The organism is gamma proteobacterium SS-5, from assembly GCA_009497875.2.
Classification (GTDB): Bacteria; Pseudomonadota; Gammaproteobacteria; order Chromatiales; family Chromatiaceae; genus Magnetovirga; species Magnetovirga frankeli.
In genome coordinates this window covers 1,127,488-1,154,365 of sequence record CP032508.2, presented here as the reverse complement: position 1 = coordinate 1,154,365, position 26,878 = coordinate 1,127,488, and the positions used below count along the sequence as shown (strand labels likewise).

The 26,878-nt window shown below is 62.9% G+C and carries 21 protein-coding genes; 9 read left to right on the top strand and 12 right to left on the bottom strand.

Features of this window, described 5'->3' with window-relative positions:
* Window position 1 precedes the first annotated feature (1 nt).
* A complete protein-coding gene (locus D5125_10520; protein ID QFY89894.1) occupies window positions 2-304 on the top strand; it encodes a type II toxin-antitoxin system RelE/ParE family toxin in 303 nt (100 codons plus the stop codon).
* Between the two features lie 281 nt (window positions 305-585).
* On the opposite strand, the gene mutL is transcribed toward D5125_10520, so the two are convergent.
* The gene (gene mutL / locus D5125_10515) at window positions 586-2,376 is read right to left on the bottom strand and encodes a DNA mismatch repair endonuclease MutL (GenBank protein ID QFY89893.1); all 1,791 of its coding nucleotides are present in this window, start codon (window positions 2,374-2,376) and stop codon (window positions 586-588) included.
* Between the two features lie 65 nt (window positions 2,377-2,441).
* Between mutL and D5125_10510 the strand changes: the two genes are divergently transcribed.
* A complete protein-coding gene (locus tag D5125_10510; protein QFY89892.2) occupies window positions 2,442-2,807 on the top strand; it encodes a PilZ domain-containing protein in 366 nt (121 codons plus the stop codon).
* 126 nt (window positions 2,808-2,933) lie between these two features.
* Here D5125_10510 and D5125_10505 read toward each other — a convergent pair whose 3' ends face one another.
* Window positions 2,934-3,875, bottom strand: coding sequence for an SEL1-like repeat protein (locus tag D5125_10505; GenBank protein ID QFY89891.1), 942 nt, complete (start codon window positions 3,873-3,875; stop codon window positions 2,934-2,936).
* A gap of 76 nt (window positions 3,876-3,951) precedes the next feature.
* Window positions 3,952-5,754 (bottom strand): mechanosensitive ion channel family protein, encoded by a 1,803-nt coding sequence (locus tag D5125_10500; GenBank protein ID QFY89890.1) that lies wholly within the window; start codon window positions 5,752-5,754, stop codon window positions 3,952-3,954.
* Between the two features lie 363 nt (window positions 5,755-6,117).
* Between D5125_10500 and D5125_10495 the strand changes: the two genes are divergently transcribed.
* Both D5125_10495 and D5125_10490 read left to right on the top strand, forming a co-directional pair.
* The gene (locus D5125_10495) at window positions 6,118-7,437 is read left to right on the top strand and encodes a sodium:alanine symporter family protein (GenBank protein QFY89889.2); all 1,320 of its coding nucleotides are present in this window, start codon (window positions 6,118-6,120) and stop codon (window positions 7,435-7,437) included.
* A gap of 38 nt (window positions 7,438-7,475) precedes the next feature.
* The gene (locus D5125_10490) at window positions 7,476-8,843 is read left to right on the top strand and encodes an aspartate kinase (GenBank protein QFY89888.1); all 1,368 of its coding nucleotides are present in this window, start codon (window positions 7,476-7,478) and stop codon (window positions 8,841-8,843) included.
* Window positions 8,844-8,960: 117 nt separating this feature from the next.
* Here the strand turns inward: D5125_10490 and ilvD are convergent, their stop codons facing one another.
* Window positions 8,961-10,814 (bottom strand): dihydroxy-acid dehydratase, encoded by a 1,854-nt coding sequence (ilvD, locus tag D5125_10485; GenBank protein ID QFY89887.1) that lies wholly within the window; start codon window positions 10,812-10,814, stop codon window positions 8,961-8,963.
* A 257-nt stretch (window positions 10,815-11,071) separates the two neighbouring features.
* Here ilvD and argE point away from each other — a divergent pair, with 257 nt between their 5' ends.
* From argE to D5125_10470, 3 genes are all read left to right on the top strand, one after another.
* Window positions 11,072-12,241: an acetylornithine deacetylase gene (gene argE / locus D5125_10480; protein ID QFY89886.1), complete on the top strand. Its 1,170-nt coding sequence runs from the start codon at window positions 11,072-11,074 to the stop codon at window positions 12,239-12,241.
* Between the two features lie 168 nt (window positions 12,242-12,409).
* A complete protein-coding gene (gene argA, locus D5125_10475; GenBank protein QFY89885.1) occupies window positions 12,410-13,729 on the top strand; it encodes an amino-acid N-acetyltransferase in 1,320 nt (439 codons plus the stop codon).
* A 265-nt stretch (window positions 13,730-13,994) separates the two neighbouring features.
* On the top strand, window positions 13,995-14,996 hold the full coding sequence (locus D5125_10470) for a dihydroorotate dehydrogenase-like protein (GenBank protein ID QFY89884.1): 1,002 nt from the start codon (window positions 13,995-13,997) through the stop codon (window positions 14,994-14,996).
* 40 nt (window positions 14,997-15,036) lie between these two features.
* On the opposite strand, the gene D5125_10465 is transcribed toward D5125_10470, so the two are convergent.
* Both D5125_10465 and ffh read right to left on the bottom strand, forming a co-directional pair.
* Window positions 15,037-15,603, bottom strand: coding sequence for a Uma2 family endonuclease (locus tag D5125_10465; protein ID QFY89883.1), 567 nt, complete (start codon window positions 15,601-15,603; stop codon window positions 15,037-15,039).
* A gap of 78 nt (window positions 15,604-15,681) precedes the next feature.
* Complete coding sequence (gene ffh, locus D5125_10460) at window positions 15,682-17,055, bottom strand: signal recognition particle protein (protein QFY89882.1); 1,374 nt, start codon at window positions 17,053-17,055, stop codon at window positions 15,682-15,684.
* 116 nt (window positions 17,056-17,171) lie between these two features.
* Here ffh and ccsA point away from each other — a divergent pair, with 116 nt between their 5' ends.
* Complete coding sequence (gene ccsA, locus D5125_10455) at window positions 17,172-17,981, top strand: cytochrome c biogenesis protein CcsA (GenBank protein ID QFY89881.1); 810 nt, start codon at window positions 17,172-17,174, stop codon at window positions 17,979-17,981.
* A gap of 10 nt (window positions 17,982-17,991) precedes the next feature.
* Here ccsA and D5125_10450 read toward each other — a convergent pair whose 3' ends face one another.
* The 6 genes from D5125_10450 to D5125_10425 all read right to left on the bottom strand — a co-directional run bounded on the left by D5125_10450 (window position 17,992) and on the right by D5125_10425 (window position 24,126).
* On the bottom strand, window positions 17,992-18,303 hold the full coding sequence (locus tag D5125_10450) for a flagellar protein FliT (GenBank protein ID QFY89880.1): 312 nt from the start codon (window positions 18,301-18,303) through the stop codon (window positions 17,992-17,994).
* Window positions 18,303-18,746 carry a flagellar export chaperone FliS gene (gene fliS / locus D5125_10445; GenBank protein ID QFY89879.1) on the bottom strand — a complete coding sequence of 148 codons (444 nt, stop codon included), beginning with the start codon at window positions 18,744-18,746 and terminating at the stop codon, window positions 18,303-18,305. Before fliS ends, D5125_10450 begins: the two co-directional genes overlap by 1 nt.
* 205 nt (window positions 18,747-18,951) lie before the next feature.
* Window positions 18,952-20,286 carry a flagellar filament capping protein FliD gene (gene fliD, locus D5125_10440; GenBank protein QFY89878.1) on the bottom strand — a complete coding sequence of 445 codons (1,335 nt, stop codon included), beginning with the start codon at window positions 20,284-20,286 and terminating at the stop codon, window positions 18,952-18,954.
* Window positions 20,287-20,320: 34 nt separating this feature from the next.
* A complete protein-coding gene (locus tag D5125_10435; GenBank protein QFY89877.2) occupies window positions 20,321-20,668 on the bottom strand; it encodes a flagellar protein FlaG in 348 nt (115 codons plus the stop codon).
* A 141-nt stretch (window positions 20,669-20,809) separates the two neighbouring features.
* Window positions 20,810-21,625, bottom strand: coding sequence for a flagellin FliC (locus D5125_10430; protein ID QFY89876.1), 816 nt, complete (start codon window positions 21,623-21,625; stop codon window positions 20,810-20,812).
* Between the two features lie 1,670 nt (window positions 21,626-23,295).
* Window positions 23,296-24,126 carry a flagellin FliC gene (locus tag D5125_10425; GenBank protein QFY89875.1) on the bottom strand — a complete coding sequence of 277 codons (831 nt, stop codon included), beginning with the start codon at window positions 24,124-24,126 and terminating at the stop codon, window positions 23,296-23,298.
* A 235-nt stretch (window positions 24,127-24,361) separates the two neighbouring features.
* Here D5125_10425 and D5125_10420 point away from each other — a divergent pair, with 235 nt between their 5' ends.
* Window positions 24,362-26,878 carry a DUF115 domain-containing protein gene (locus D5125_10420; protein ID QFY89874.1) on the top strand — a complete coding sequence of 839 codons (2,517 nt, stop codon included), beginning with the start codon at window positions 24,362-24,364 and terminating at the stop codon, window positions 26,876-26,878.

The window sequence follows — 26,878 nt, the reverse complement described above, 5'->3', positions numbered from 1 at the left end:
CATGGGCTACATTCTCAGTCGTGCGGCAGAAGAAGACCTCATCAACATCTTGCTGGCTGGCGCGCAACAATTCGGCTTTGCTCAGGCAGAGAAATACCACCAGCTATTGGAAAAGACCTTTCACTACTTGGCTGAGAATCCCTATGTGGCCCGGCAACGAATTGAAATGAAGCCGCCTGTTCGAGTCCATCCGGTGGGTGTCCATATGGTCCTCTACGTCAGGAAAGAGTCGGACGATATTTTTATCGTCCGAGTAAGACACGGTCGGGAGGATTGGATGCCAACGGATTACGCCGATTCATGATGCTGCCAAAGCACTCGTCAGTGAATAAAAATTTTCTCGTTCCCACGCGCTGCGTGGGAACGAGAAAATCCTAGGCCGTCTCCCAGCGCAGGTGTTGGCGGAATCGCTTGGGACTGATGACCTGCCCCTTGCTGGAGAACTTGGTGGTATCCATGCGTTCGACTCCAAAAGCAAGACAATTAGTGTAAATGGTAAGGCGTCACCGTAATTCTGAGTGTAAATGGTAAGGTGTCACCGTAATTCTGAGTGTAAATGGTAAGGTGTTACCGTAATTCTTTAATTCACTGCCCGCGCATGAACAAGCCGTCCAGGGCCTTCATGTCCAGCTGTACCCAGGTGGGGCGGCCGTGGTTGCACTGGCCGCTGCGCTCGGTGCGCTCCATGTCGCGCAGCAGGGCGTTCATCTCTTCCCTGCTCAGACGGCGATTGGCGCGTACCGAGCCGTGGCAGGCCATGGTGGCGAGGATGCGGTTGCCCTGCTCCTGCAGGCGGCGGCTGCTGCCGAACTCCATCAGATCGGCCAGCAGATCGCGCACCAGCTGGGCGGCATCGGCCCCGCGCAGCAGGGCCGGCAGGGCGCGCACCAGCAGGCTCTCCGCGCCGATGCGGTCCACCTGCACGCCGAGCTGGGCCAGGAAGTCGGCCTCGGCCTCGCAGCGGTCTGCCTCGGCGGCACTCACCGCCACCGGCTCCGGTACCAGCAGGGGCTGCACGGCCACATTCTGCTGCTCGAAGCGCTGCTTGAGCTGCTCGTAGCTGATCCGCTCATGGGCCGCGTGCATGTCCACCAGCACCAGCCCGGTGGCGTTCTGCGCCAGGATATAGACCCCGTGCAGCTGGGCCAGGGCAAAGCCCAGGGGGGGCATCTCGCCCCCAGCCTCTGCGGGGCCATCTGCACGGGCCGGTGGCATCTGCCAGCCCATGCTGGCGCTGTAGTGGCGCGCGGTCTCTGCCACCTGCAGGGGCATGGGGCGTGGCCGCAAGGGGGGCCGGGGCGGGGCCTGCGGCCTGGCGGTCGGCGGGCCTGGATCGGTGTTTGGGGCGGGGCCGGACTGTGCCCTGCTGCCCTGTCCCGACGCGCCCCCAGGGCCGGCATCGGCCAGTACCTGATGCAGGGTGCGAAAGATGAAATCATGCACCAGCCGACTGTCGCGAAAGCGTACCTCGCTCTTGGCCGGATGCACATTGACATCCACCTGTGCCGGGTCGATCTCCAGAAACAGCACATAGGCCGGGTGACGGCCTGCATAAAGCACGTCCTGATAACCCTGGCGCACGGCGTGGGTGACCAGCTTGTCGCGCACCATGCGGCCGTTGACGTAGAAGAATTGCATGTCCGCCTGGCTGCGGGAGAAGCTGGGCAGGGCCAGCCAGCCGTACAGACGCAGCCCGGCGGCCTGCTGCTCGAAGGCGAGGCTGTTCTCCACAAAGCCCTTGCCCAGCAGCAGGCCAAGGCGGCGACTGCGCTCCTGTTCGTCCTCCGCTGCGGCCAGGGCAAACAACTCGCGGCCATTGTGTTGCAGGTCGAAACGCACCTGCGGCCGGGCCAGGGCCAGGCGCTTGAGCAGGGTCTCGATGTGGCCGAATTCGGTCTTTTCCGCCTTGAGGAACTTGCGCCGCGCCGGGGTGTTGTAGAACAGGTCACGCACCTCGATCAGGGTACCCTGGGGCAGGGCCGCCGGTCGTGCCGGCGACTGGCCATCGATCAGCCAGGCACTGTCCGCCCCCGCCGCGCGGGAGCACAGGCTGAGGCGGGATACCGAGGCGATGCTGGGCAGGGCCTCGCCGCGAAACCCCATGCTCAGCACCCCCTCCAGGTCGGCCAGGCTGCTGATCTTGCTGGTGGCGTGGCGGCTCAGGGCCAGGGCCAGCTCATCCCGGGGGATGCCGCAGCCGTCATCCTGCACCCGGATCAAGCGGGCACCACCCTGTTCGATCTGCACCTGAATGCGCCGGGCACCGGCATCCAGGCTGTTTTCCACCAGCTCTTTGAGCACCGAGGCCGGGCGCTCTATCACCTCGCCGGCGGCGATCTGATTGACCAGCTGTTCGGGCAGTTGCTGAATGCTCATGGGAAATGCTTTTTCTCCGCTTTGCGGCTATGATCTGGGCAAGTTCAATCGCCTCAAGGGATACCATGACTGAAGAACGCCGCCGCTTTCACCGCATTCATTTCGACGCCCCGGCCAACCTGACCCTGGAGTCTAGCCAGATCCAATCCCTGATCCTGGATTGCAGTCTGCACGGGGTGATGGTCAAACGCCATCCGGACTGGCAGCCCCGCGCCGGGGAACAGGTCGGTCTGCAGATGCCCCTGACCGAGGAAGACGGCCCGGCGATCCAGATGCAGACCGAGGTCATGCGCATCTCGGCCGATAGCGTCGGCCTGAGCTGCCAGCACATCGACCTGGACAGCATCACCCGCCTGCGCCGCCTGGTGGAACTCAACCTGGGCGACAGCAGCTTGCTGGAACGGGACCTGGAACATTTGGTTGAGGCCTGAGGGGCTGGCTTCAGCTTCTGGCTTCGACTTCGCTCGGCCAGCGTCAACTCATACCGTTCACCGAGCAGGGCCGAAGTGCGCGGCTTCTGGCTTTGGCTAGGCTCAGCCAGCGAGGGGTTGGTCGGTTCATTCCACCATGATGCCCCTGATGCTGGCGAAGTCGCGGATCCAGCTGGATAGGCCGATGAGTTGATCGGCCTTGGCGCTGGCCTCGGTGAAGCTTGGGTAACTGCCTTGGATGACGGCGAAATAGGGCTTGTCGTCGCGGGCGAAGCCGAACACCGCCAGGCGGTCTTCGGCCTTGAGGTCACGGATAAAGCGCACCACCGCCGCCAGATTGTTGGCGGCATAGAGTTGCAGGGTGTAGTGATCGGGCCGCTGTTGCTTGATCCAGATAGCGCTATCCTCTGGCGTGCCCACCACCACCGGCCGCTTGGGTTTTGCCTGTGGCTGGGGCTTGGCTGGGGCTGAGATGGCAGGCACCGGCTCAGGCCCGGTCTCGCTCGGCGCGGCCATCGGCGGCTCGCCCCCGGCCTCCAGTTTGGCCAGTACCACCTTGGCCTCCAGCGAGCCGGCCTCGGCGGCGCGCCGGTACCAGTGCAAGGCCTCGGCATGGTTCTTCTCCACCCCCTGGCCGCTGTAATACAGCCCGGCGATGTTGTAGGCGGCCTGTTGCAGGCCCTGCTCCGCCGCCCTGCCCCACCATTCCCGCGCCTGGGCAAAGTCCTGCTTGACCCACAGCCCCTGGTAATGGCGATTGCCCAGATTGAACTGGGCTGCGGCATGACCGGCGCTGGCCGCCCGGGTCAGCCAGGCAAGGGCCGCCACCGGGTCGGCCTCGACTCCCTCGCCACGGGCGTAGAGATTACTCAGATAGAACTGGGCCTGAGGCAGCCCATGCTCGGCCAGGGGGGTCCAGATACGCGCCGCCTGGCGGTAATCACCACTGACATAGGCCCGGTGGCCCAGCTGCATGGGCTCGTCCTCCAGCAGCAACTCCTCTTCGGCCAGGCCGACCTGAGCCAGGCCCAGCAGCATCAAGGCCATCAAGCCAACAACTGATTTCATAGTTCCTTACCCCTGACATGCTGAACAAGTTAGAGAAGCCGATCGCTGAAAGCTGACCGCTGGCAGCTGGCAACCGCTAAAACGCCGCCGGTGGCGGGCGCTTGCCCAGGCCCAGGGTGCTATCCACCAGCTCCCTGGCCTGTTGCTGGCCCTGAGTGAAGGCAGCCGCCTGATCCAGCTGTTCCAGACTGCTGGCCGGGTCGCTCGGCTGGGCCATGAACAGGGTCTGGGTCGGGTAGGCGAAATCCACCCCGATGCGCTGGGCCAGGCGCAGTATATCCAGCAAAAAGCGGTGGCGCTCGCGCAGTTCGGTGCCCCAATTGGGCACAGACCAGAACACATAGACCAGGATATCCAGGGATGAGGCACCGTAGCCGTTGAAATAGACGTGGTAATAGTCCTTACGCATGTAGGGATGCTGGCGCACCAGCTCGCGGATGCCCTCGCAGAAGGCCTCGATCCGGTCTGGCGGGGTCTGGTAGGTCAGGCCCAGGTTGGCGGAGTAGCGCCGGTAGTGGCGCTCGCCCATGTTGTCCACGCTGGCGGTGATGAACTTGGAGTTGGGCACCGTCACCTTCGAGTTGTAGAAGGTACGGATGCGGGTGCTGCGAAAGCCAATCGCCTCCACCGTGCCCTCGACGCCGTCGATGATGATCCAGTCACCCACCGAGAAGGTGCGATCCAGCAGCACGGTAACCGAGCCGAACAGGTTCTGCACCATATCCTTGGCGGCCAGGGCGAAGGCCATGCCGGCCAGACCCAGACCGGCGAGCAGGCCAGTGACGTCTATGTTCATGTTGTCGGCAATGAAGACGATGCCGACCACGGTGATGAACACCTTCAGGGTCTTGGGGATCAGCGGATAGAGTACGTCGTCGAGCTTGCTGCGGGTGCGCCCGGCGTAGGCCATGAGGTGGGCGGCGAGCAGGTCCACCAGCCGGTAGGCAGCCCAGACGCTGGAGAAGGCAGCGAGGAACTTGACCGCCACCAGCAGCACCAGCAGGGCATCCTCGGGCAGGCCCATGAGGTTGATGCCAAGCCACCAGACGAAGGCCATGATCATCAGCCCCCAGGGGCGCAACATGCCGTCATCGAGGGATTTGAACTGGGCGTTGCCGGTGCGTGACTTCCACTGGCGCATGGCCAGGGCCAGGGCCAGACTGAAGAACTTGTCCAGCAGCAGGCCGAGGCCGACGATCACCAGCAGGCCCAGCCACTGCCAGTTCTCCAGCAGAAAGGTCTGCGCCCGCCAGGGCTCGGGGATGGCCCGGCGCAGCTTCAGATGCAGGGGCATCTTCGACAGGTCCTGATCTATGCCGTAGGCCACCGGCTTGTCCGCCAGGCCGCGATGGATCTCTGGCAGGCGCTTGAGACTATCCTGGCTGAACAGCCAGCGGCCGTCGGCCTTGCGGGCGATGGTCAGGGCTCCCTGGGGGTATTCCTCGAACACGAAGGGCTCGCCCTCCTTCCAGTCCGGCAGGTATTCCATGCGCACCAGGCGGGTGCGGTCCAGCACCTCCAGCAGCATCCAGGACAGATCGGTGCCGCGCTCCTTCTGGATCATGGGATTGAGGTGCTCCAGGTCCAGGGTACCGATGGCGATCTCCAGCTGTCCTTCCTCTTCCTGCTTCACCCCTTTCATGGCTTCGAGGAAGGTCGCCATGGTGGCGCGTGGGCTACGCAGCCCCTCGGGCACCTGTGGCTTGGCCTCGGCCTTGACCACATCGGCCGGGGCCTGCTCGCCAGCGGGCAGGCCCAGCAGCTTGGCCGGGTCCGTGGCCTCGGCACTCAGGGGGCCGCTGAGCAGCAGCAGGGCCAGCAGGGGCCAGAGGGAGGAGAAGATGCGGCAACGGAGCGAGGTCAAGGGGTTGTTTGGCATGATCTGATTGGCTGGGGCTTGTGTTTGCGATTCATCGGCCGGCTGATGGCTGACGACTTTTATTACTGTGAAACCACATTGGGGTTTGCCACTCATCCTGGGAGATCCGGGCGCTGGCCCGGAGGTGAAAAGGGGCAGCCCTCCCACCCTGCGCAAGGCCACCCCGGATTCCGCTTCGCTGCATCCGGGCTACGGGGCTGATGGCTGACGGCTTTTATCCGGGCAAAGATACCACAGGCCGGCAGGTGGTCGGAAAACCCGGCCCTTATCCAGCCAGCCGGTAAGGTCCAGGCAAGGCCCGGTTCGCAAATCGGCTCAACTTCCGGGATAATCGACAGGCTCGGAATCACCCAAGGAGGTCTCTTGGATACATTGGCTGCCTGGCTGTGGAACCCCTTCCTGAGCTTTCTCTACCTGCAAATCGGCCTGCTGCTGCTGATTCTCACCCGTTTTGCTGCCTGGCGCAGGCTGGGTGCTGGCCTCTGGCGCGGCACCCAAGCGTCCAGCGGCGGGCCGCAGCATGAGCGCCATCTCGGCCAGGGCCGCGCCTTTCTCACCGCCCTGGCGGCCACTGTGGGGGTGGGCAACTGGGCCGGGGTGAGTACCGCCATCCATCTGGGTGGGCCGGGGGCGTTGTTCTGGATCTGGGTCTCGGCCCTGGCCGGGATGAGCATGCGCATGTGCTCCACCTGGCTTGCCATGCGCTACCAGCCGGAGGACCATGACTCGCCCCTGTTCGCCACCCCCATGGGCTATCTGGAGCGCTTCATGGACCAGGGCCGCAGTTGGATCCCCCTGGCCATTGCCGGACAGATGCTGCTGCTGGGGCTGTTCAGCGCCCTGATCCAGTCCAACTCGGTGGCCCACGCGGTAGAGGATCAGGTGGGCGGCTCGCACCTGCTGGTAGGCCTGCTGCTGGCCACTGGGGTGGCGGTGGTGGTGCTGGGCGGGCTGCGCAAGATCGCCGAGGTCAGTTCGGTGATCGTGCCGCTGATGGTGCTGCTCTACCTGCTCGCCGGGCTGACCATACTGCTTAGCGACCTGACCGCCACCGGCGCTGCCCTGGCGGAGGTCTGGCATTATGCCTTCCAGCCCTATGCCCTGGGCGGCGGTCTGGCCGGTTATACGGTGATGCAGGCCCTGCAGTTTGGCCTATCCAGGGGCATCTTCTCCCATTCCTCCGGACTGGGCACGGCCCCCTTCACCCTGGCCTCAAACACCGGCGATAGACGCCAGAACGCCTTGCTGGCGGCCCAGGTGCCGGTGGTGGATACCCTGATCATCTGCACCGTTACCGGCCTGGTGGTACTCACCCAGGGCGACTGGCAGAACCTCAATGGGGCCTATCTGACGGTACAGTCCTTCTCCGCCCATTTTGGCGAGATCGGCCGCCTGCTGTTGCTTGGGGTGTTGATATTCTTTGCCTACACCACGGTGATCACCTGGTCTTACTTCGCCGAACGCTGTTTCAATTATCTGGGATTCCATCAGATCAACCGGTTTCGCTGGCTGCTGATTGCCTGCGTCTTCATCGGCCCCTTCTTTCCGGTCAAGCTGATCTGGTCCACTGGTGATCTGCTCAACGGCCTGATCCTGCTACTGCACCTGCTGCCCCTGCTCTGGCTGGTGATCCAGCACCAGGACGAGATCGGCCCCAACCTGCTCGGCGGCCGCAATCGCTGAGCCTGTCTTTCCACCGCAACCCACAAACGCGCAGACCCATGACTGATTTCATTGTATGCAAATTCGGCGGCAGCTCGGTTGCCGACGCCCAACAGATCGAAAAGGTACGCCAGATCGTCAAGGAGGATGGGCGGCGGCGCTATATCGTTGTCTCCGCCCCCGGACGCAGTCGGCCCGACGAGCAGAAGGTGACCGACCACCTGCTCAATATCGCCACCTACGGCAGCCATTTCCGCGAGCTGCGCCCAACCATCACCCCGGACGGCAGCCGCCGCGCCGTGCTGGACAAGTTCGGCCACATCCTGCGGGAACTCAAGCTGGATGGCGCGGAGATCATCCAGGCCCTCACGCGGGATCTGGATACCGAGTTGGAGGACGAGCGGCGCAGCGCCTTTCTCGCCTCCCGTGGCGAGCATTACAACGCCCGCATCATCGCCGCCTATTTCAGCCAGTGTCAGATGCCGGCCCGCGCCCTGCTGCCGGAGGAATTCGGCCTGCTGGTAAGCCCGGACTACCTGGACGCCAAGGTGCTGGAGCGCGCCTACGACAACATCGCCGGGGTGGATATCGAGGGGTTCATTGCCGTGATCCCCGGTTTCTATGGCGTCACCGAGGGCGGAGATGTGGCGGTATTCTCCCGTGGCGGTTCGGACCTGAGCGGTGGCGAGATCGCCTATGCCATCGATGCCCTGACCTACGAGAACTGGACCGATGTCAGTGGCGTGTTCGATGCCGACCCCGGCGTCATCCCCGAGGCGCGGGCCATCCCCCGGCTGACCTTCAAGGAGATCCGCCTGCTCTCATCCAAGGGCTTCAATGTCTTTCATTTCAATGCCATGCAGCGTTGCAAACAGCGCAAGATCCCGATCAACATCCGCAACACCAACCGCCCCCAGGAGCCGGGCACCCTGATCCTCAACGAGCGTGTACCGGAAGAGGGCATTGTCGGCATCGCCCGGCTGGACAACATGGCCGCCATCTATCTGGAGAAGGACACCCTGGGCGAGGAGGTGGGCTTTACCGCCGCCCTGCTGACCATCTTTCAGGAATTCAGCATCAACACCTACTACTACCCCACCGACAAGGACGACATCGCCGTGCTGGTCAGTCAGGACGACCTCACCGGCACCATCAACGACCTGCGCCGACGCATCGACCGCCACCTCAAGCCCGATCACATGAGCGTGGAATACAACCTGGCCGTGCTCACCCTGGTGGGTGCCGGGCTCAAGGGCAACAGCTTTCCCATAGCCGATGCCCTGGGGGCCCTGGCCGAGGCGCATATCCCCATCGCCATGATCGACCAAAGCCCCTCGCAGCTGTGCTTTCACATAGGGGTCAGTCAGGCGGTGGCGGACGACGCCACGCGGATTCTCTACAAGCGCCTAATCGAGGGAACCGAGTGAGCCTTCCCACAGGCACGCCGAGCATCTCCTTTCGACTCCGCGTTCTTTCATGCTGCTCCGCGTCCCTCCTCAAGGCTGGCCGCTGAAGGCTGGCTGCTGAAAGCTGACGGCTGACCGCTATTTCACCTTCAACTGGCTCAGATCACGCACCGCGCCGCGGGAGGCGGAGGTGGTCAGGGCGGCGTAGGCCTGCAGCGCCTGGGATACCTGGCGCTCACGCTGGGCCGGTTGCCAGGCGGGCTCTCCCTTGGCCTGCATGGCGGCGCGGCGCTGGGCCAGCTGATCGTCGCTGAGATCGACGCGGATGCTGCGCTTGGGGATATCGATCAGGATCCGATCGCCCTCCTCCACCAGGCCGATGGTGCCGCCCTCCGCTGCCTCCGGCGAGCAGTGGCCGATGCTCAGCCCCGAGGTGCCGCCGGAGAAACGGCCATCGGTGACCAGGGCGCAGGCGGCACCCAGGCCCTTGGACTTGAGGTAGCTGGTGGGATAGAGCATTTCCTGCATACCGGGACCACCCTTGGGGCCTTCGTAGCGGATGATGACCACGTCACCGGGCTGGATCTGATCACCCAGGATGCCGGCCACCGCCGCCTCCTGGCTCTCGAAGATGCGCGCCGGGCCGCTGAACTGGAGGATGGACGCATCCACCCCGGCGGTCTTGACGATGCAGCCCTCCTCGGCGATGTTGCCGAACAGCACCGCCAGACCGCCGTCCTGAGAGTAGGCGTGGTCGCGGTCGCGGATGCAGCCCTCGGCGCGATCCAGATCCAGGCTTGGCCAGCGCTTGTCCTGGCTGAAGGCGGTCTGGCTGGGCACGCCACCGGGGGCGGCGGAGTAGCGCTCTAGCGCCGCCGCATCACCGCCGCGAATATCCCACTGCTGCAGGGCCGCGTCCAGGCTGGGGCTGTGCACAGTCGGCACGTCGCGGCGGATCAGGCCGGCGCGGTCGAGTTCAGCGAGTATGGCCATGACGCCACCGGCACGGTGCACGTCCTCCATGTGGTACTTCTGCGTCGCCGGCGCCACCTTGCACAGATTGGGCACCTGGCGGCTGAGGCGGTCGATGTCCGCCATGCTGAAGGCCACCCCGGCCTCATGGGCCGCCGCCAGCAGATGCAGCACGGTGTTGGTGGAGCCGCCCATGGCGATGTCCAGGCTCATGGCGTTCTCGAACGCCTGGAAGCTGGCAATGGAGCGCGGCAGGGCATTGGCATCATCCTGCTCGTACCAGCGCTTGGCCAGTTGCACGATCAGGCGCCCGGCCTGCAGGAACAGCGCCCTACGATCGGCATGGGTGGCCAGCAGGGAGCCGTTGCCCGGCAGGCTCAGGCCCAGGGCCTCGGTCAGGCAGTTCATCGAGTTGGCGGTAAACATACCGGAGCAGGAGCCGCAGGTGGGGCAGGCGGAGCGTTCTATGGCCGCCACGTCGGCATCACTCTCCTGGGGATCGGCGGCGGAGATCATGGCATCCACCAGGTCGAGCTTGATCTCGCCACGGGAGTCCAGGCGCACCTTGCCCGCCTCCATAGGCCCGCCGGAGACGAACACTGCCGGGATGTTCAGGCGCAGGGCGGCCATGAGCATGCCGGGGGTGATCTTGTCGCAGTTGGAGATGCAGACCATGGCATCGGCGGTGTGGGCGTTGCACATGTACTCGACGCTATCGGCAATCAGGTCGCGGCTGGGCAGGGAGTAGAGCATACCGCCATGGCCCATGGCGATGCCGTCATCCACGGCGATGGTGTTGAACTCCTTGGCCACACCACCGGCGGCCTCGATCTCACGCGCCACCAGCTGGCCCATATCCTTCAGATGCACATGGCCGGGGACGAACTGGGTGAAGGAGTTGACCACGGCGATGATCGGCTTGTTAAAGTCGCCATCCTGCATGCCGGTGGCGCGCCAGAGGGCGCGGGCGCCGGCCATGTTGCGGCCCTGGGTGGATGTGTGGGAACGGTACTTAGGCATGGAAATCTCCGCAGGTCATAAGCTCAGGCACGCAGAGTACGCAAAGGCATGTATCAAAGGCAAATGCTCTTTCCTGTTTGACTGCTGTTGTCGCTTATTTATCGCTTGGTTAGATCCTGGCTGTTCGCAATGACAATGCCTTCACCGCGACGCAGTTGCTCCTGCGATGAGCCGTTGTCCTGGGCTGGATCAGCAGGCATTCCCATGCCAGCGCCTTTAGGGTACCTTGCTCCCCAGCATTTGATGAGGAAACCCCAGTGCCCCAGCCTCCCGGCCTGATCCCAAGCCTTGAGCAATTGATTGCCGCCCCCTCGGTGAGCAGCGTCAGCCCCGGTTGGGACCAGAGTAACCGCCAGGTGATCGAGTTGCTGGCCGGCTGGTTTGCCGATCTCGGCTTTGCCGTGGAGACCCTGGCGATTCCCGGCCATGCGGGCAAGTTCAATCTGCTGGCCAGCCTGGGTTCCGGCCCCGGCGGGCTGGTACTGTCCGGCCACAGCGACACCGTGCCCTTTGACGAACACCTGTGGCACAGCAACCCGCTCCAGCTGAGCCAGCGCGATGGCCGCCTCTACGGCCTGGGCACGGCGGACATGAAAGGCTTTTTCGGCCTGATTATCCAGGCCCTGCGGCAGCTGCCCCTGCAGCACCTGCAGCGGCCCCTGCTGATCATCGCCAGCGCCAACGAAGAGAGCGACATGTGCGGGATTCAGCAGATCACCCAGATGGGCCAGCCACTGGCGCAGCGCCTGGGCCGCCATGTGGTGATCGGCGAGCCCACCGGGCTGCGGCCGGTGCGCAGCCACAAGGGCATCACCATGGAATCCATCCGCCTGCACGGCCAGTCCGGTCACTCCAGCGATCCGGCCCTGGGGCGCAACGCCCTGGAGGGCATGCACCAGGTCATCGGCGAGCTGCTGCGTTGGCGTGACCAGTTGCAGCAGAGGCGCAACCCCCTGTTCCAGGTGCCCACCCCAACCCTGAACCTGGGCCACATCCGGGGTGGCGACAACCCCAACCGCATCTGTGGTGCCTGTGAGCTGCATATCGACCTGCGCCCCCTGCCCGGCATGGAGCTTGCGGATCTGCGCGCCACCCTGAGGCAGCGGCTGCAACCCATCGCCGAGCGACTGGGCCTGGAGCTGGAGATCACCCCCCTGTTCACCGGCATCCCGGCCATGGAAACCCCGGCCAGCGCCGAGATCGTGCAGGCGGTGGAGCAGCTCACCGGCCACCCCGCCGGGGCCGTGGCCTTCGGCACCGAAGGCCCCTACTTCAACCAACTGGGGCTGGAGACGGTGATCCTCGGCCCCGGCAGCATCGACCAGGCGCACCAGCCCGACGAATACCTGGCGCTGGACCAAATCGAGCCCGCCGTGCGGCTGATCCAGGGCCTGGTACGACGGTTCTGCCTGGAGCCAGGGCCATGACATGAGGCACAGGGAATGCTAGGCTTTGCTCCCAGCAAAAAGGGCCCTGATTACCCATGTGTCTCAGGCTCACCACAAGGTATTGAATATTCGCTTTCTGACCGATTTATCTTTCTCGATGTGCTCTGTGGCTAAATGCCCTTTTTTGGTTAAACCAAGACCCCATCCATGCTCAAAGACAATCGTTTTCTCGACTGGTTTCGCCACTCCACGCCCTATATCCATGCCCACCGGGACAAGACCTTTGTTGTCTGCTTTGGCGGTGAGGCGCTGGAGCAACGAGAATCCTTCTCCCACCTGATTCACGACATCGCCCTGCTGCAGGGGCTGGGGGTGCGGCTGGTGCTGGTGCACGGGGCGCGGCCGCAGATCGAGGAGCGCCTGCGCCTGCGCGGGGCGCAGATGCGCATCCACAACGGCCTGCGCATTACCGACGAGCACGCCCTGACCTGCGTCAAGGAAGCGGCCGGTTTTGTCCGCGTCGAGATCGAGGCGCAGCTATCCACCGGCCTGGCCAATACCCCCATGGCCGGCATCCGCATCCGCGCCGCCTCCGGCAACTTCGTCACCGCCCAGCCCCTGGGGGTACGCGATGGGGTGGACTTTTGCCACACCGGCCAGGTGCGCAAGGTGGATGGCGCGGCCCTGCGCAAGGTACTGGCGGAGGGTGCCATCGCCCTGATCCCGCCCCTGGGCTACTCGCCCACCGGCGAGGTGTTCAACCTGGCCGCGCCCGATCTGGCCGCCGCCATCGCCCTGGAACTGCACGCCGACAAGCTGATTTATCTGCAAGAGGAGGACAGCCTGCGCGATGAGGGGGGCGCGACCATCACCCACCTGCTGCCCATAGAGGCGGATGAGCTGCTGGTAAAACGCATCGATGAGATATCAGAGGAATGCTATCAGCAGATCTTTGCCGCTAGCGATGCCTGCCGCCGTGGCATCAAGCGGGTGCATCTGCTCCAGCGAGGCCAGAACGGTGTGCTGCTTCAGGAGCTGTTCACCCGCGAGGGGGTGGGCACCATCATCACCGCCTCGGCCTTCGAGACCCTCCGCACGGCGCGCATCGACGATGTCGGCGGCATCCTCAACCTGCTTGAACCCCTGGAGCAGGCCGGGGTGCTGGTAAAGCGCTCCCGCGAGCTGCTGGAGACGGAGATCGACCGCTTTGTGCTGATGCTGCGCGACGAGGCCATCATCGCCTGCGCCGCCCTCTACCCCTACCCGGAGGAACACACGGCGGAGCTGGCCTGCGTTGCCGTACACCCCGACTACCGCGATGCCGGACGAGGCGACGCGCTGTTGCAGAACATGGAGGCCATAGCCCGCAACCAGGGCCTGCGCAGCCTGTTCGTGCTCACCACCCAGACCGCCCACTGGTTCCAGGAACGCGGCTTCACCGGCGTCTCCCTGGACGACCTGCCCAGGGAGCGGCAGCGGCTGTACAACTTCCAGCGCAATTCAAAGCTGTTCCGCAAGCCGTTGTGAAAATTGACGGGACTCGGGACCGGGGACTCGGGACTCGTGAGTTGCCATGGATGTTTCACCGTAATCCATCAGACTCAAAGCCTAGGAGCCTGCAGCGCAGTTGCTCTTTTCCGAGTCCCGAGTCCCGAGTCCCGAATCCCGAATCCCGAGTTCCCAGTCCCGAGTCCCGAAGCCGTTGAAAAGTACTTTAAGGTGCCGGCCTGGCTCGCCACATAATCCTTGCTAACTGATACACTAACCGCCAACCCTCGATACGGAGCCCCCTATGGACCTGACCACCGAATGGCTGGGACTGACCCTGAGCAATCCCTTTGTCCCTTCTTCATCGCCCCTGAGCAAGAGCCTGGACTCGGCCAAGGCCCTGGAGGATGCCGGTGCCGCCGCCCTCGTCATGCACTCCCTGTACGAGGAGGTGGTCAGCGCCTTTGATGCGGAAATGGCCGAATTCCTCCACCAGCAGGACAGCGGCCACAGCGAGGCCCAGGGCTATCTGCCCCAGCCGGCGCAGTTTCCCAGCGAGCTGGATCGTTATCTGGAACAGCTGGCGGCGCTGAAGAGCCATCTGGGCATACCCATCATCGCCAGCCTCAATGGCGTCACCCCCGGTGGCTGGATAAAACATGCCCGGGAGCTGGCCGAGGCCGGTGCCGATGCCCTGGAGCTGAATATCTACCACATCGCCGCCGACATGCAGGAGTCCGGCAACCAGGTGGAGCGGCGTTACATCGAGGTATTGCAGCAGCTTGCGGCGGAGATCCAGCTGCCGATCAACATGAAGCTGGGCCCTTTTTTCAGCTCACCGGCCCACCTGGCCGCCAGCCTGGAGCAGGCCGGTGCCTCTGGCATCAGCCTGTTCAATCGCTTCTATCAGCCCGACATCGACATCCAGACCCTGCGCCTGGCCCCCGGCTTGCACCTGTCCAGCCCCCAGGAGGCCCTGCTGGCCATGCGCTGGATCGGCATACTCTACGGCCGCACCGGGCTGTCACTGAGCGCCACCGGCGGGATACACCGGGCCGAGGATGCGATCAAGCTGCTGCTCGCCGGGGCCGATGTGGTGCACCTGTGCTCGACCCTGCTGGAGCATGGCCCGCAGCAGATCGGGCTGATCCAGCGCGGCCTGTTGGAGTGGATGGAGGCCAAGGGGTTTGACTCCCTGGCCGATGTGCGCGGCCGGGTCAGCCAACTGACGGTGTCCGACCCCAGCGAGTTCGCCCGCGCCAACTACATCAAGGTGCTGAACAGCTACAAACCCCTGACCAGCTGAGACGATTGGCAGGCCAGCGGCCCGCGCTCCCGCTCGGTGGTCAGCCAGGCAGCAGGTCCTCAAACAGCTCGCTCAGCGGGATGAGCAGATCCAGGCTGGCCAGTTCCAGCTGATCTTCCAGGGCGAAGGTGTAGAGCACCCAGTGGTTACTGGCGTCACGGCGAAATAGCTCGACGCTGAGGCGATCGGGGTCAATCAGCAGATATTCCTGCAGGCTGGGCAGCTTGCGGTAGCAGGCAAACTTCTCGCCACGATTGTAGGCCTCGGTGCTGGGAGAGAGGATTTCCGCCACCAGCAGGGCCTTACTGACCGTGTGACTGTCTTGCTTCGCCTCAGCACCACAGGTCACCATCAAGTCGGGATAAAAGAAGGCATCTGCCGCCTCCACCTGTAACTTGACCTCTGCCATCAGGACCTGACAGGGGCCGCCTCGAAGCCTCTGCTTTAGTGACAGTGCGAGATTCAGATTTACCTTGTTATGGGCAATACTGACCCCGGTCATGGCAAATACTTCACCACGCAGGTATTCGTGCTTGACCGCCTGCTCCGCCTCCCAGGCCAAATAATCCTGCGGGCCAAAGCCCAGCTGTTCTGCGGTGTTGTTCATCTGATCACCTCCCCGGCTCAACCGGATTTAAGACATGAGGGCTGACAGCCTCTCAGAGCGCTTTACGGTAGCTGGGGCCTAAAACGGCAACCCACCCGGGGGCAGCCCGCCGGGCAGCTTGCCGCCCATGGCGCGCATCATCTTCTCCATGCCGCCGCCCTTGAGCTTCTTCATCACCTTTTGCATCTGCTTGTGCTGCTTGAGCAGCTTGTTCACGTCCTGTACCTGCAAGCCGGAGCCGGCCGCGATACGCTTCTTGCGCGCACCCTTGATCACGTCGGGAAACCGGCGCTCCTGCGGCGTCATGGAGTTGATGATGGCGATCTGCCAGCGCACCTCGCGGTCGTTCAGCTGATTCTTCACCGCATCGGGGATATCGCCCATGCCCGGCATCTTGTCCAGCAGACCGGACATGCCGCCCATGCCCAGCATCTGCCCAAGCTGGTCACGCAGGTCCTCCAGATCAAAGCCCTTGCCCTTGACCAGCTTCTTTGCCAGCCTTTGCGCCTGCTTTTGATCGACCTTCTGCTCTACCTCTTCGATCAGGCTGAGCACATCGCCCATGCCGAGGATGCGCGAGGCGATGCGGTCCGGGTGGAAGGCCTCCAGCGCCGAGGTTTTCTCACCGACGCCGATGAACTTGATCGGCCGACCGGTGACCTGGCGCACCGACAGGGCGGCACCGCCACGGGCATCGCCATCGGCCTTGGTCAACACCACCCCGGTCAGGGGCAGGGCATCGCCGAAGGCCTTGGCGGTGACGGCGGCATCCTGGCCGGTCATGGCGTCCACCACGAACAGGGTCTCCACCGGCCTGAGATCGGCATGCAGGGCCTTGATCTCCGCCATCATCTGTGCATCGATATGCTGACGACCGGCGGTATCCACGATCAGCACGTCCATGAAGCGGCGCCGCGCCTCCGCCAGGGCGCTGCGGCCGATGGCGATGGGCTGCTGATCCGTGGCGCTTGGAAAGAATTCGGCACCGATCTCCTGGCTCAGGATCTGCAACTGGTGGATGGCGGCGGGGCGATAGACGTCGCAGCTGACCAGCATTACCTTCTTTTTGTCCACCTCCATCAGACGCTTGGCCAGCTTGGCCGCGCTGGTGGTCTTGCCCGCCCCCTGCAGGCCGGCCATGAGCACCACGGCCGGCGGCTGGGCGCTCAGGTCCAGGGCCTCGTTGGTCTCGCCCATGAGGGCGGTCAGCTCGTCGTTGACCACCTTGATCAGCATCTGCCCTGGGGTCAGGCTTTGCAGCACCTCCTCGCCCACCGCCTTGGCGCGCACCCGCTCGATGAATTCCTTGACCACCGGCAGGGCCACATCGGCCTCCAGCAGGGCCATGCGCACCTCGCGCAGGGCGTCCTTGATGTTGTCCTCGGTGAGACGGGCCTGACCACGCAGGGTGGCGACGACCTTGTTGAGGCGTTCAGATAGGTTATCAAACATGCTTAAACCGCTTTAGTTGGCGACAGAGGGGCGAAGTCTAGCAAAAATGGCCGCAAGGGCTGAAGTTCTGGGCCATTCGCGGTAGATTATAGGGCTCTGATACAGGACCTGAATCCATGCACACCCAGCTTCTTGCCCTTGCCGCCGTTGCCTGCTACTTCACCGGCGGGGCGCTCATTGGCCTGCGCCTGCTGCGCCCGGACCAGCCCTATGCGCCGCCGCGCGCCCTGGCACTGCTGCCAGGCTACGCTGCCTTGCTGCTGCACCTGTTTTCACTGTATCAGGAACTGGTTACCCCGGTGGGCTTCAACCTGGGCTTTTTCAGCGTCGGGGCCCTGGTGGGCTGGACCGTGGTGGCCCTGCTGATGATCTCGGCCCTGACCAAGCCGGTGGAGAATCTGGGCATACTGCTGATGCCCATGGCCGGCATCACGGTGATTCTGGCCCTGCGCTTTCCCGATCTGAAACTGCTTGGCGGTGCCAGCCAGCCCGGGCTGAACGCGCACATACTGCTCTCCCTGGTGGCCTATAGCCTGCTGATGCTGGCCGCAGTACAGGCCCTGCTGCTGGCGGTGCAGGAGCAACACCTGCATAACCGCCACCCCGGCGGCTTTATTCGCGCCCTGCCGCCGCTACAGACCATGGAGACCCTGCTGTTCGAGATGATTGGCGTCGGCTTCTTCCTGCTCAGCCTGGCGCTGATCAGCGGCTTTGTCTATCTGGAGGACATGCTGGCCCAGCACATTGTGCACAAGACCATACTCTCGCTGATCTCCTGGCTGGTGTTCGCCACCCTGCTGTGGGGTCGCTTTCAGTTCGGCTGGCGCGGCCGCACCGCCATCCGCTGGGCCCTGAGCGGCTTCGTGCTCTTGGCGCTGGCCTATTTCGGCAGCAAGTTTGTGTTGGAGTTTGTGTTGCGGGTCTAGGAGCCCCTGGTCAGGGACAGCGGTCGTAGGCGGATGAGGCCTCCTTGCGTTTTTGCAGCAGCTTGAGGGCCTCCTGCACCTCGTTTCGCTCTTTGTCCAGCCGTGTACGCAGGGCATCATTGAGGCCTTGGATCTGTTGCAGGATTGCGCGGGCAAAGCCCTGCTCCGCCTCGGGTATGCCCTGGTCCAGGCAGGACCTGAGCAATTGCATACGCCGTTCATCCCGCTCCGCCAGTTGCTGCCAGTCTTCCGCCTCGGCCAGTGTCTGGATCTCCTGGCTCAGCTCCAGGGCCTGCTGCAATGCCTCTCTTGAGAATGCCATTACTGCCGGACTGCCATGGCCTCGATTTCCGCCGTGGACTTGGCCATGCGTACCTGTTCGGGCATGGCATCCCAGGCGTCCTTGATCTCCTTGAGCAGGGATGTGACCTCGTCGAGGGCCTCTGGGTTTGCCGTGGCGTTGGCCTCGTTCAGCCTGCGCCTCATGTAGCCGTAGAGGGAGTCCAGATTGGCCGCCACCTCGCCGCCCCGATCAAAGTCCAGCCCCGAGCGTAGGCCATCGATGATGGCGATGGCCCAGTGGATGTGGTCATGCTTGGACTGTAGGTCCTTTCTATCCAGGGCACCGCGGGCAATGGCGATCTTGTCCAGCGCCCCTTCCATCAGCATCTGCACCAAACGATGAGGCGTGGCATAGTTGGCCTCGCTGGCATCGGCCTGGCGATACTTGGCAAGGGGGGATCGCTTGTTACCGTAACTGACCATTGAAGACTCCGACTAGCGAACAGCAAACCACCGGGGCAGCACCATCTGGCCCCGGCCAGGGCAGCATCTTACCTCATTGGAGGGAAAGTGGAGAAGCACTGGTTGCCGTCCGTCCGGAACCTGGGCGACAGGGCCTGCCTTATGGGGGCAAAACGGCTCAAACCATCAAGCCCCTCGGGGTGAGGGGCAAATAGTTAGCCTGGGATCAGTAGAACTGGCTGCTCAGGTAGGAACTGGTGGAGTTGAGGCGGGACATGGTGGTATCCAGGGCGGTGAATTTCTTCACCAGGCGATCCTCCGTCTCTTCCAACCGCCTCTCCATGCGCTCCTGGGATGACTTCAGGTACTGCAGCCGATTATCCAGCCCCTCGTTGCGCACGGCAAACATGCCATCGTAACTGAGCATGTCGTTTGCCACGCCCGACAGGCGCTCGGCAAAGCCCTGTTCCGCATCGGTAAACAGGCTGACCACCTGATCACCCTTCTCTTCCAGGGCGGTCTTGTACACGTCCTTATCAAAGCTCAGACGCCCCTCCTTGGTGCGCGTCACACCCACCTCAAACAGGTTCTGCAGCCCATTCAGATCGGCCGATTTGGTCATTTCGGTAATGAACATGCTGTCGATCTGGCGCAGGGTGGAATCCCCCTTGAGGTTGCCGGCCTGCAAGGACTCAATCTTGTCACGCATCTTGTTGTAGGCATCCACCATGCCCTGCACCAGATCGGTTGACTTATCCAGATCCTGGGTCACGGTGAGCTTGGCGCTGCCTACAGTGGCCAGATTCAGGGTGATGCCCTGGACCACGTCTTCCACGCTGTTGCTGGCGCTGGTGACCTGAAAGGAATCCACGCTGAACTGGGCGTCCTGGGCTGTGGTGACCACCTCGGCCTGGCCATCGACATTATTGCCCTCGTCTCCATCCAGGTCATTGGTTGTGTCAAACATGCCCCCCAGGGTCGTGGCCTGGTCGGTGATCACTATGGCGTTTTCCGCCCCCGTCTCATTGGAGCTAAGCATCAGTCGGCTGCCGCCGCCCTCGTTGATGATAGTGGCGGTCACGCCGGGGTTGTCCTCGCTCTTGTTGATGGCATCTCGCAGACCGGCGAGGGTGTTGTTGGTCTCATCCACGGTCAGGCTCATGCTCTTGTCGCCAACGCTCAGGGTCAGGCTGCCCGAGGCAAGCGTCTGATCCTCGGCGAAGCGCTGTGAGGCTAGCTTGTGGGACTTGGCCAGCTGGGTGACCTCGATATCGTAGCTGCCGGCGGTGGCGACACCACTCACGGAAGGCGAAAAGACCCCATCTTCGGAGGATGAGGCCTTGAATGCGTTGAAATCGCTCTCGTATTTGAGCCGATCCACGGAACTTCGGAAACTGGAGACCGAACTCTTCAGACTGCCATAATCGCTGATCTGCGACTGGATGGACTTCTCCTTGTCCTGCAGGGCATACAGGGGTCTGCGTTCGATCTCCATCAGTTGGCTCAGGAGCGAGTTCAGGTCAATACCTGTACCTACCCCCAAAGAACCTATGCTAGCCATGATATAACCCCCAGCTGTGGGCCTGAATCCGGCCTCAGGCCTCGACCTTGAACATCATACCCATGGCCGCCTCCGGCCCCATCTCCTGAATCTGTTCCGCCACGCTCAGGTATTCCTCAGGCGGATATTGACGCAACAGCTTGTCCGTATCCCGATCAAATACCTGCACCACCTGAGAGCCGGTCTCCTCATGCACGCTGAACTGCAGGCGCATGTGCTTGGCATCCAGGGTCTGATTGGATTGATCGACCATCTCGCGCAGCTTGGATGCATCCAGCGCGGCGGCCTTCTGCTCCTCGGCCTTTTCCGCGCGCCGCGCCTCCAGCTTGCTGGGATCAGCATCGGCAGTAGAGGCCAGGTTAGCCCTTTCGGGCCTTTGCATGGCAACAGAGACCGCGCCTCCAGGCGGTAGCTGCTGTGAAAGACTTGTAATAGCCATTGCCTTATACCTCTCTTATGAAAATTGCTGCGGGCCCCAGCCCTGAAGCTGGGACCCCTCAGCTAGTAGCATAGCCTATATCATCTAGCCTAAAAGCCCAAGTGCCAACTGCGGTATGCCGTTTGCCTGCGCCAGGGCGGAAACGCCGGCCTGCTGGACGATCTGCGCGCTGGTCATGCGCGAGGTCTCCTTGGCGAAGTCGGCATCCATGATGCGCCCACGGGAGGACCACTGGGCCTCTTCGATGGCCATGGCGCTGGACATGGCCTTTTCCAGACGGCTCTGATAGGCACCGACGCTGGACAGGGCGGTTGCCAGGTTATTCAACGAGGCACTGACTGCGGTCAGGGCACTCGTTGCAGCAGTACCATCCGCCCCACTGATACTGACAGTGGCGGCAATACCAAGGGTCGTTGATCCGCCACCACCACTGATGGTGATGTTGTTGCCATTGCCATCCACATAGATCAGCTTGGCACCGCCCGAGACCACGCCAACCCCGTTGAAGGTGGCGCGGGTGATGGCACCGGAGATCTCCTGGCGCAACTGATTGAACTCCGTCGCCATCTTCTCACGGTCACCACTGGTGTAGGTGCCGTTCTGTGACTGCACCGCCAGCTCACGCATACGCTGCAGGTTCTCGCCAATATCATTTAGGGCGCTGTTGGCCACCTGCAGATAGGACAGGCCATCACCGATATTCCGCTGCGCCACCGCAGCACCCCTGGCCTGACCCTCCATACGCTGGGCCACGGCCAGACCGGCGGCATCATCCTTTGCCCGATTGATACGCAAACCCGAAGACAGACGTTCCATTGACGTCGCCAGATCGCCCTGGGTACGTGCCAGGCTACGCTGTGCATTAAGGGAGTATGAATTGGTGTTAACTGTCATTGCCATGATTGCTTCCTCATTTAGAGCCCTGAACTTAAAGCAGATTCAGGTATTTAACATTGGCGGATATATGCTGTTGAAGTCTGATATTTACCGCCTCCGTGTGTTGTAACGGCAGCCAGGCGGCAACCTTGAGGAATTTTTTTGCCATCTGGCAATTTTTTTCCGCTGCCTACTCGCAGGGGATTGATGCACCATTCTGACCTGTGCCCAAGGGGCAGCCCGGATCTACCTCATAGATAACGAACGCCGACACCCACCCTGTCAATGGATACAACCCATTGTATATATTAAAGAATAAAATGACAGCGACCCGGAGACCAAGTAACGCCGGGCAGGGCTCATCCCTGAGCAAAACCCAATAGGCAGGGGTTGCCTAAGCGTCAGGGCCAGCCCCACCCATAGAATGAATTATTGGCGCATAAAAAACTTCAATTAAAACCCCGGCACTTTTTCGCCCACAGCGGCAAGCCCCTGCCTCAATAGCGGCAGGAACTGGCCGGAACTTTACCGCCAACAGCGGGCACGACAGCGCCCTGGCGGCAGAATACTGCCGCGCATCCAGGCACAGGTCGGCACCCCACCCATCGGCGCAGGCCCAGGCCAGACCAGCCAGGCCCTGACCCAAGGGCCAAGCCTCGGCAGGGCACAGCACGGCCTGGACCGCCTGGGTTATGACCGGGCAGCCGGAGCTAGGGCGATCGACAACGGACCGCCGCTGACATCACAGACCCGAGCTGGGCGCAGGCAACAGTCGGCCACGCCGGTTGGCGCGGACCAACCGGATCGTAGAGCAATAGCCTGTTGGTGCAGATCGGACCAATCCAGGGCGGGCGCAGAAGCCTGCGCAAGGTCGGAACTCGGTCGGAATTCGGAGCACGCGGACGGGCCGCCCGGCGGGGCGACCAGGGAAGCCGGTCTGGCCCTAGGCCGGGCTGTAGGCGGGGCTGTAGATTGAACTGCTGGCCAGGTGGCGGATCAGGCTTCAGCGCGACAGGGGTGGACCTAGCGTGAAGCATCCAGGGCCGCTCCCGGGTCCCGTGCCCCAAGTCCCGAACCCCTAGAGGTCTTGATCGGAAGATCGGGGCGCGGGGCACGGGGTTCGGGGCACGGGGACGGGCCGCCCTAGCGGGCGACCAGGGGGGCTGGCCGGGCTGTAGGTCGGGCTTCAGCCCGACAGGGGTGGGCCTAGCGTGAAGCATCCAGGGCCGCTCCCGTGTCCCGGGTTCCAAGTCCCGAACCCCGAGCGGTCTTGGTCCGAAGATCGGGACGCGGGGCACGGGGTTCGGGGCACCTTGAGGGGGAGGCTTGCTGCGTGACCAGGCACAGCCTATCTGCTGGTGACTATCGGGCTGGGAGGCTATGCATGCGCCGGGATGATCCTCGGCCAGATCGCAAGGGATACGCTGCCCCAAATGGGGGCCATGACAGGACCGGGCATGTGGTGGGCGGCAAGCAGGGGTGGGCGATGAAGACATGACGACTCCCCTGGATTGGAATCGGATGGGGCAGGGGGCAGCCCTGGCGAGTACCACTGGCCCAACAGGCCTGGACTCGCTTGAAGCGAAACATAGCCCCAGACCCGCCTCTGACGGGCACGGCAGAGCGCTGCCGGGCAAAGAAGGAGACTCATCCCTGAGTCATGAGGACCCTGTATAAACCGGGTAGATTAGCCTTTATTGGAGTAGCCCCAAGGCCATCTGTGGTATTTGATTGGCCTGAGCCAGGGCGGATACACCCGCCTGCTGAACCACCTGGGCGCTGGTCATGCGCGAGGTCTCCTTGGCAAAGTCGGCATCCATGATGCGGCCACGGGCGGTCCACTGTGCCTCTTCCACCGCCATGGCGTTGCCCAGGGCCTTCTCCATGCGGCTTTGGTAGGCACCGACGCTGGCCAGGCTGGAGGCCAGTTGCTCCAGGGCACCGCTGATCATTTGTAATGAGCTGACGGCATTGGCACCCGTTCCCCCTGACAGGGTCAGAATGCCCCCTGCAGCCAGACTGGTGGTGAAATACTGGGCCACGGATTGCCCGCCACTGATTGTGATCCGGCCTGCGTTGGAGTCGATAACCACATTGACGGCGCTATTGCCAACCACCTGCCGACTATTGAAGGTACCACGTACCTCAGAACCACTGATCTCAGCCCGCAGCTGCTGGAATTCCACCTCCATCTTCAGGCGATCGGAGGAGGTATAGGTCTCGGTTGCCGCCTGTATGGCCAATTCACGCATGCGCTGCAATGAATCGTTGATATTTCTCAGGGTACTGTCGGCAATGCCGAGGTAGGAGATACCATCACCTATGGTGCGCTGGGCCATGGCAGCGCCGCGCGCCTGGCCCTCCATGCGTTGCGCCACGGCCAGGCCGGCGGCGTCGTCCTTGGCCATATTGATTCTCAGGCCGGAAGAAAGTCTCTGCATCGCTGTCTCAAGATCAGACATGGTGCGGGTAAGATTACGCTGGGCAGCCAGCGAATGAACGTTGGTGTTTACTACAAGTGCCATTGTCGTGTCCTCAATTAGCCTGAGCGCCACTCTAGGTCGCTCTTACCTGGCTGTTTAACTCATAGCGGATATGCCGTTGAAAAACCACATTTACCGCTTCCGTGACCTGTAACGGCCCGAGACGGGATTCCTTGAGTATTTTTTTCACCGCCGAGCCCGCGCCATACCGGGCCGAGCGCTGGCCGCTGGCCCGGATTTCACGTTAAGATAGCCCGCTGCGCCACCAGGACCAGCCATGAACCCAACTGCGGAAGAATTCCTCACCAATCCCTTTGGCGAAGACTATCTGTACTCGGTAAACCGCGAGGACTTTACCGAGAAACCGGCGGCAGAGGTGTTTCCCGCCCTGCTGGACGCACGCTTCTTCGAACCCCATCACCTGCATGTGGTGATAGGCACGGACTCGGGCCTGCTACCGGCCTTTGTCGAATACCGGGGCATACCCGAGGGGGCCAGATACCTGTTCATTGAGGCAGAGGATCTGTTCCCCCTGATCCAAGGGGTTTGCCGCAGCAACAGCGAGCGCATCCTGCTGTGCCCGCCGGACGACCCCTTTGGCCAGCTCAATGATCAGTCCGATCTGGGCGAGGTGTTCTACTTCTACCTGGGTCATGTCTTGCTGCACAAATCGGTGGCCTCCATGCGTGGCCATCTGGATCGCTATCAGGAGCTGCATCGTCAATTCGAGGAAGAGGTCAATGCCCGCGCCTTCTATCACCAGGGCCGTGGCAATCAGCAGAAGCACCTGACCAACCGCCTGCTCAATGCCGCCGAGGCCTATCAGTGCGCCCCCCTGATCCAGAACCTGTTCCCCGGCAAGACCGCCGTGGTCTTCGCCGCCGGCCACTCGATGACCGGATTCATGGACTGGATCAAGGCGCACCGGGCCGATCTGGTCCTGATTGCCATCTCGCGCATCGCCGCCAGCCTGCTCAAGTACGGCGTGGAGCCGGATATCATCGTCAGCCTGGACCCGCAGACCATCAACTACCGCCAAAGCCTGCCCATGCTGCGCTGCAAGCACAGCGTCTTTGTCTATCCCGCCTACTGTGACCACAGCCTGACCAGTATCTGGCCGGGCAAAAAGCTGATGCTGGGCGAGCGCCTGCCCTGGAACTCCAGCCTGAATGAGGGCTACATTGACAGCTACGACATCACCGTCAGCAACGCCTCCATCACCACCGCCTTCTGGTTGGGCTGCCGCCAGATCGTCCTGCTTGGGGTGGACCTCTGCCACAGCAAGAGCGGCCGGGTCTATGCCGAGGGCTCGGCCGACCTGTCCCGCTCCATCAATCCGCGCCTGTTCAAGGCCACCACCAACGACGGCGGGGTGGTCTTCACCACCCAAGATTATCTTGAATCGGCCCGTGGCATCGCCTTTCAGGCCACCCTGTTTCGCATGCAGGGGGCGGTACTGATCAACCCCAGCCCCGACTCCATGCAGATCGAGGCGGTTGAACACCTGCCCATCGAACAGATCCCTACACCCCCCCTGGACGGCACCGCCCGGGAGATACTGGATCAGGCCCTGGGCGATGCCGACCGGGAAGCCTACTGGGGCCGTCTGGAGAAGGAATTGCGTCAGACCCAGCGGCGGCTGGATGGCCTGCTCAAGCAGGTACGCCTGGGCAAGACCCTGCTGGAGCAGATCAAACAGGGCAAGCGCAACAACAAAAACCCCTTTGAAAAGCTACGCAAGATCACCAGCAAACTGGGCACGGACGACCTGGCCGACTACGTCAAACAGCTGCACTGGATCGACTTTGCCGAGATCTCCATGGTGCTGGAGAGCGAGGAGGCCTCCTCTGGCATCAAGGGTCAGGACTGGTATCTCAAGCTGTATGAGAAATCCATAGCCGCCACCAAGCGCCTCATCGACCAGCCGCTGAAAAAGATCCAGCTACTGCGCGAGGAGGCCAAGGCCGATGTCAGCGAAGGGGTCAATGTACTCGACTGGGGCAGATACCTGGCCGGTCTGCCCCTGCCCGCCAGTTACGGCTATGACGGCATCTGCTACAAATGGATGCAGGCCTACCCGGAAAAATTCCAGGCCCTGGACGACGACTGGAAACAGGCCGTGCAGCGCTGCGCCCAGCTGTTACTGGACCAGGTCCAGCGTGATCCGCCGCAGGGCGCGCCCAGCTGGACCCAGTCCCAGCTCAAGGAGGTGTTCGAATCGGTCAGCCTGCTGGCCCACAGGTTCTACCGCCAGCGCGACCCGGAGGCCATGGAGGCCCTGGCCGATCTGCTGCAGCACTATCCCAAGGAGGCCAGGCCCTATCGCCTGCTCTGTCTGGGCATGAGCGCCGAGCTGAACGACCAGGCAGAGGAGGCCCTGGATGCCTATCAGCAGATATTGAAGATCGACCAGGCACCTACCCTCAAGGAGGCCCTGCAGCAGATCGCCCAGATCTGCATCGAGCACAAAGACCTGGAGAACGTCCTCTTCGCCATCGATGCCCTGGCGCAGATCGACACCAAATACCTCAGGGTCCAGGCCGAGGCGCACAGCTCCCTGCAACAGTACGAGGACGCCATCGACAGCTACGCCCGTTATCTGGAGCACCACCCCTCGGACGCCTCGGTCATCCCCCAGCTGGGCAGGATCATGCTGGATCTGGGCTATGCCGATCAGCTGCGCACCCTGTGCGAGGAAATGCTGACGCGCCTGCCCAACAACGGCCAGCTGATTCACTTCCGCAGTCTCGCCGAACAGACCATGGCGGCCGAACCGCCCGGCCAGCCCACCTGA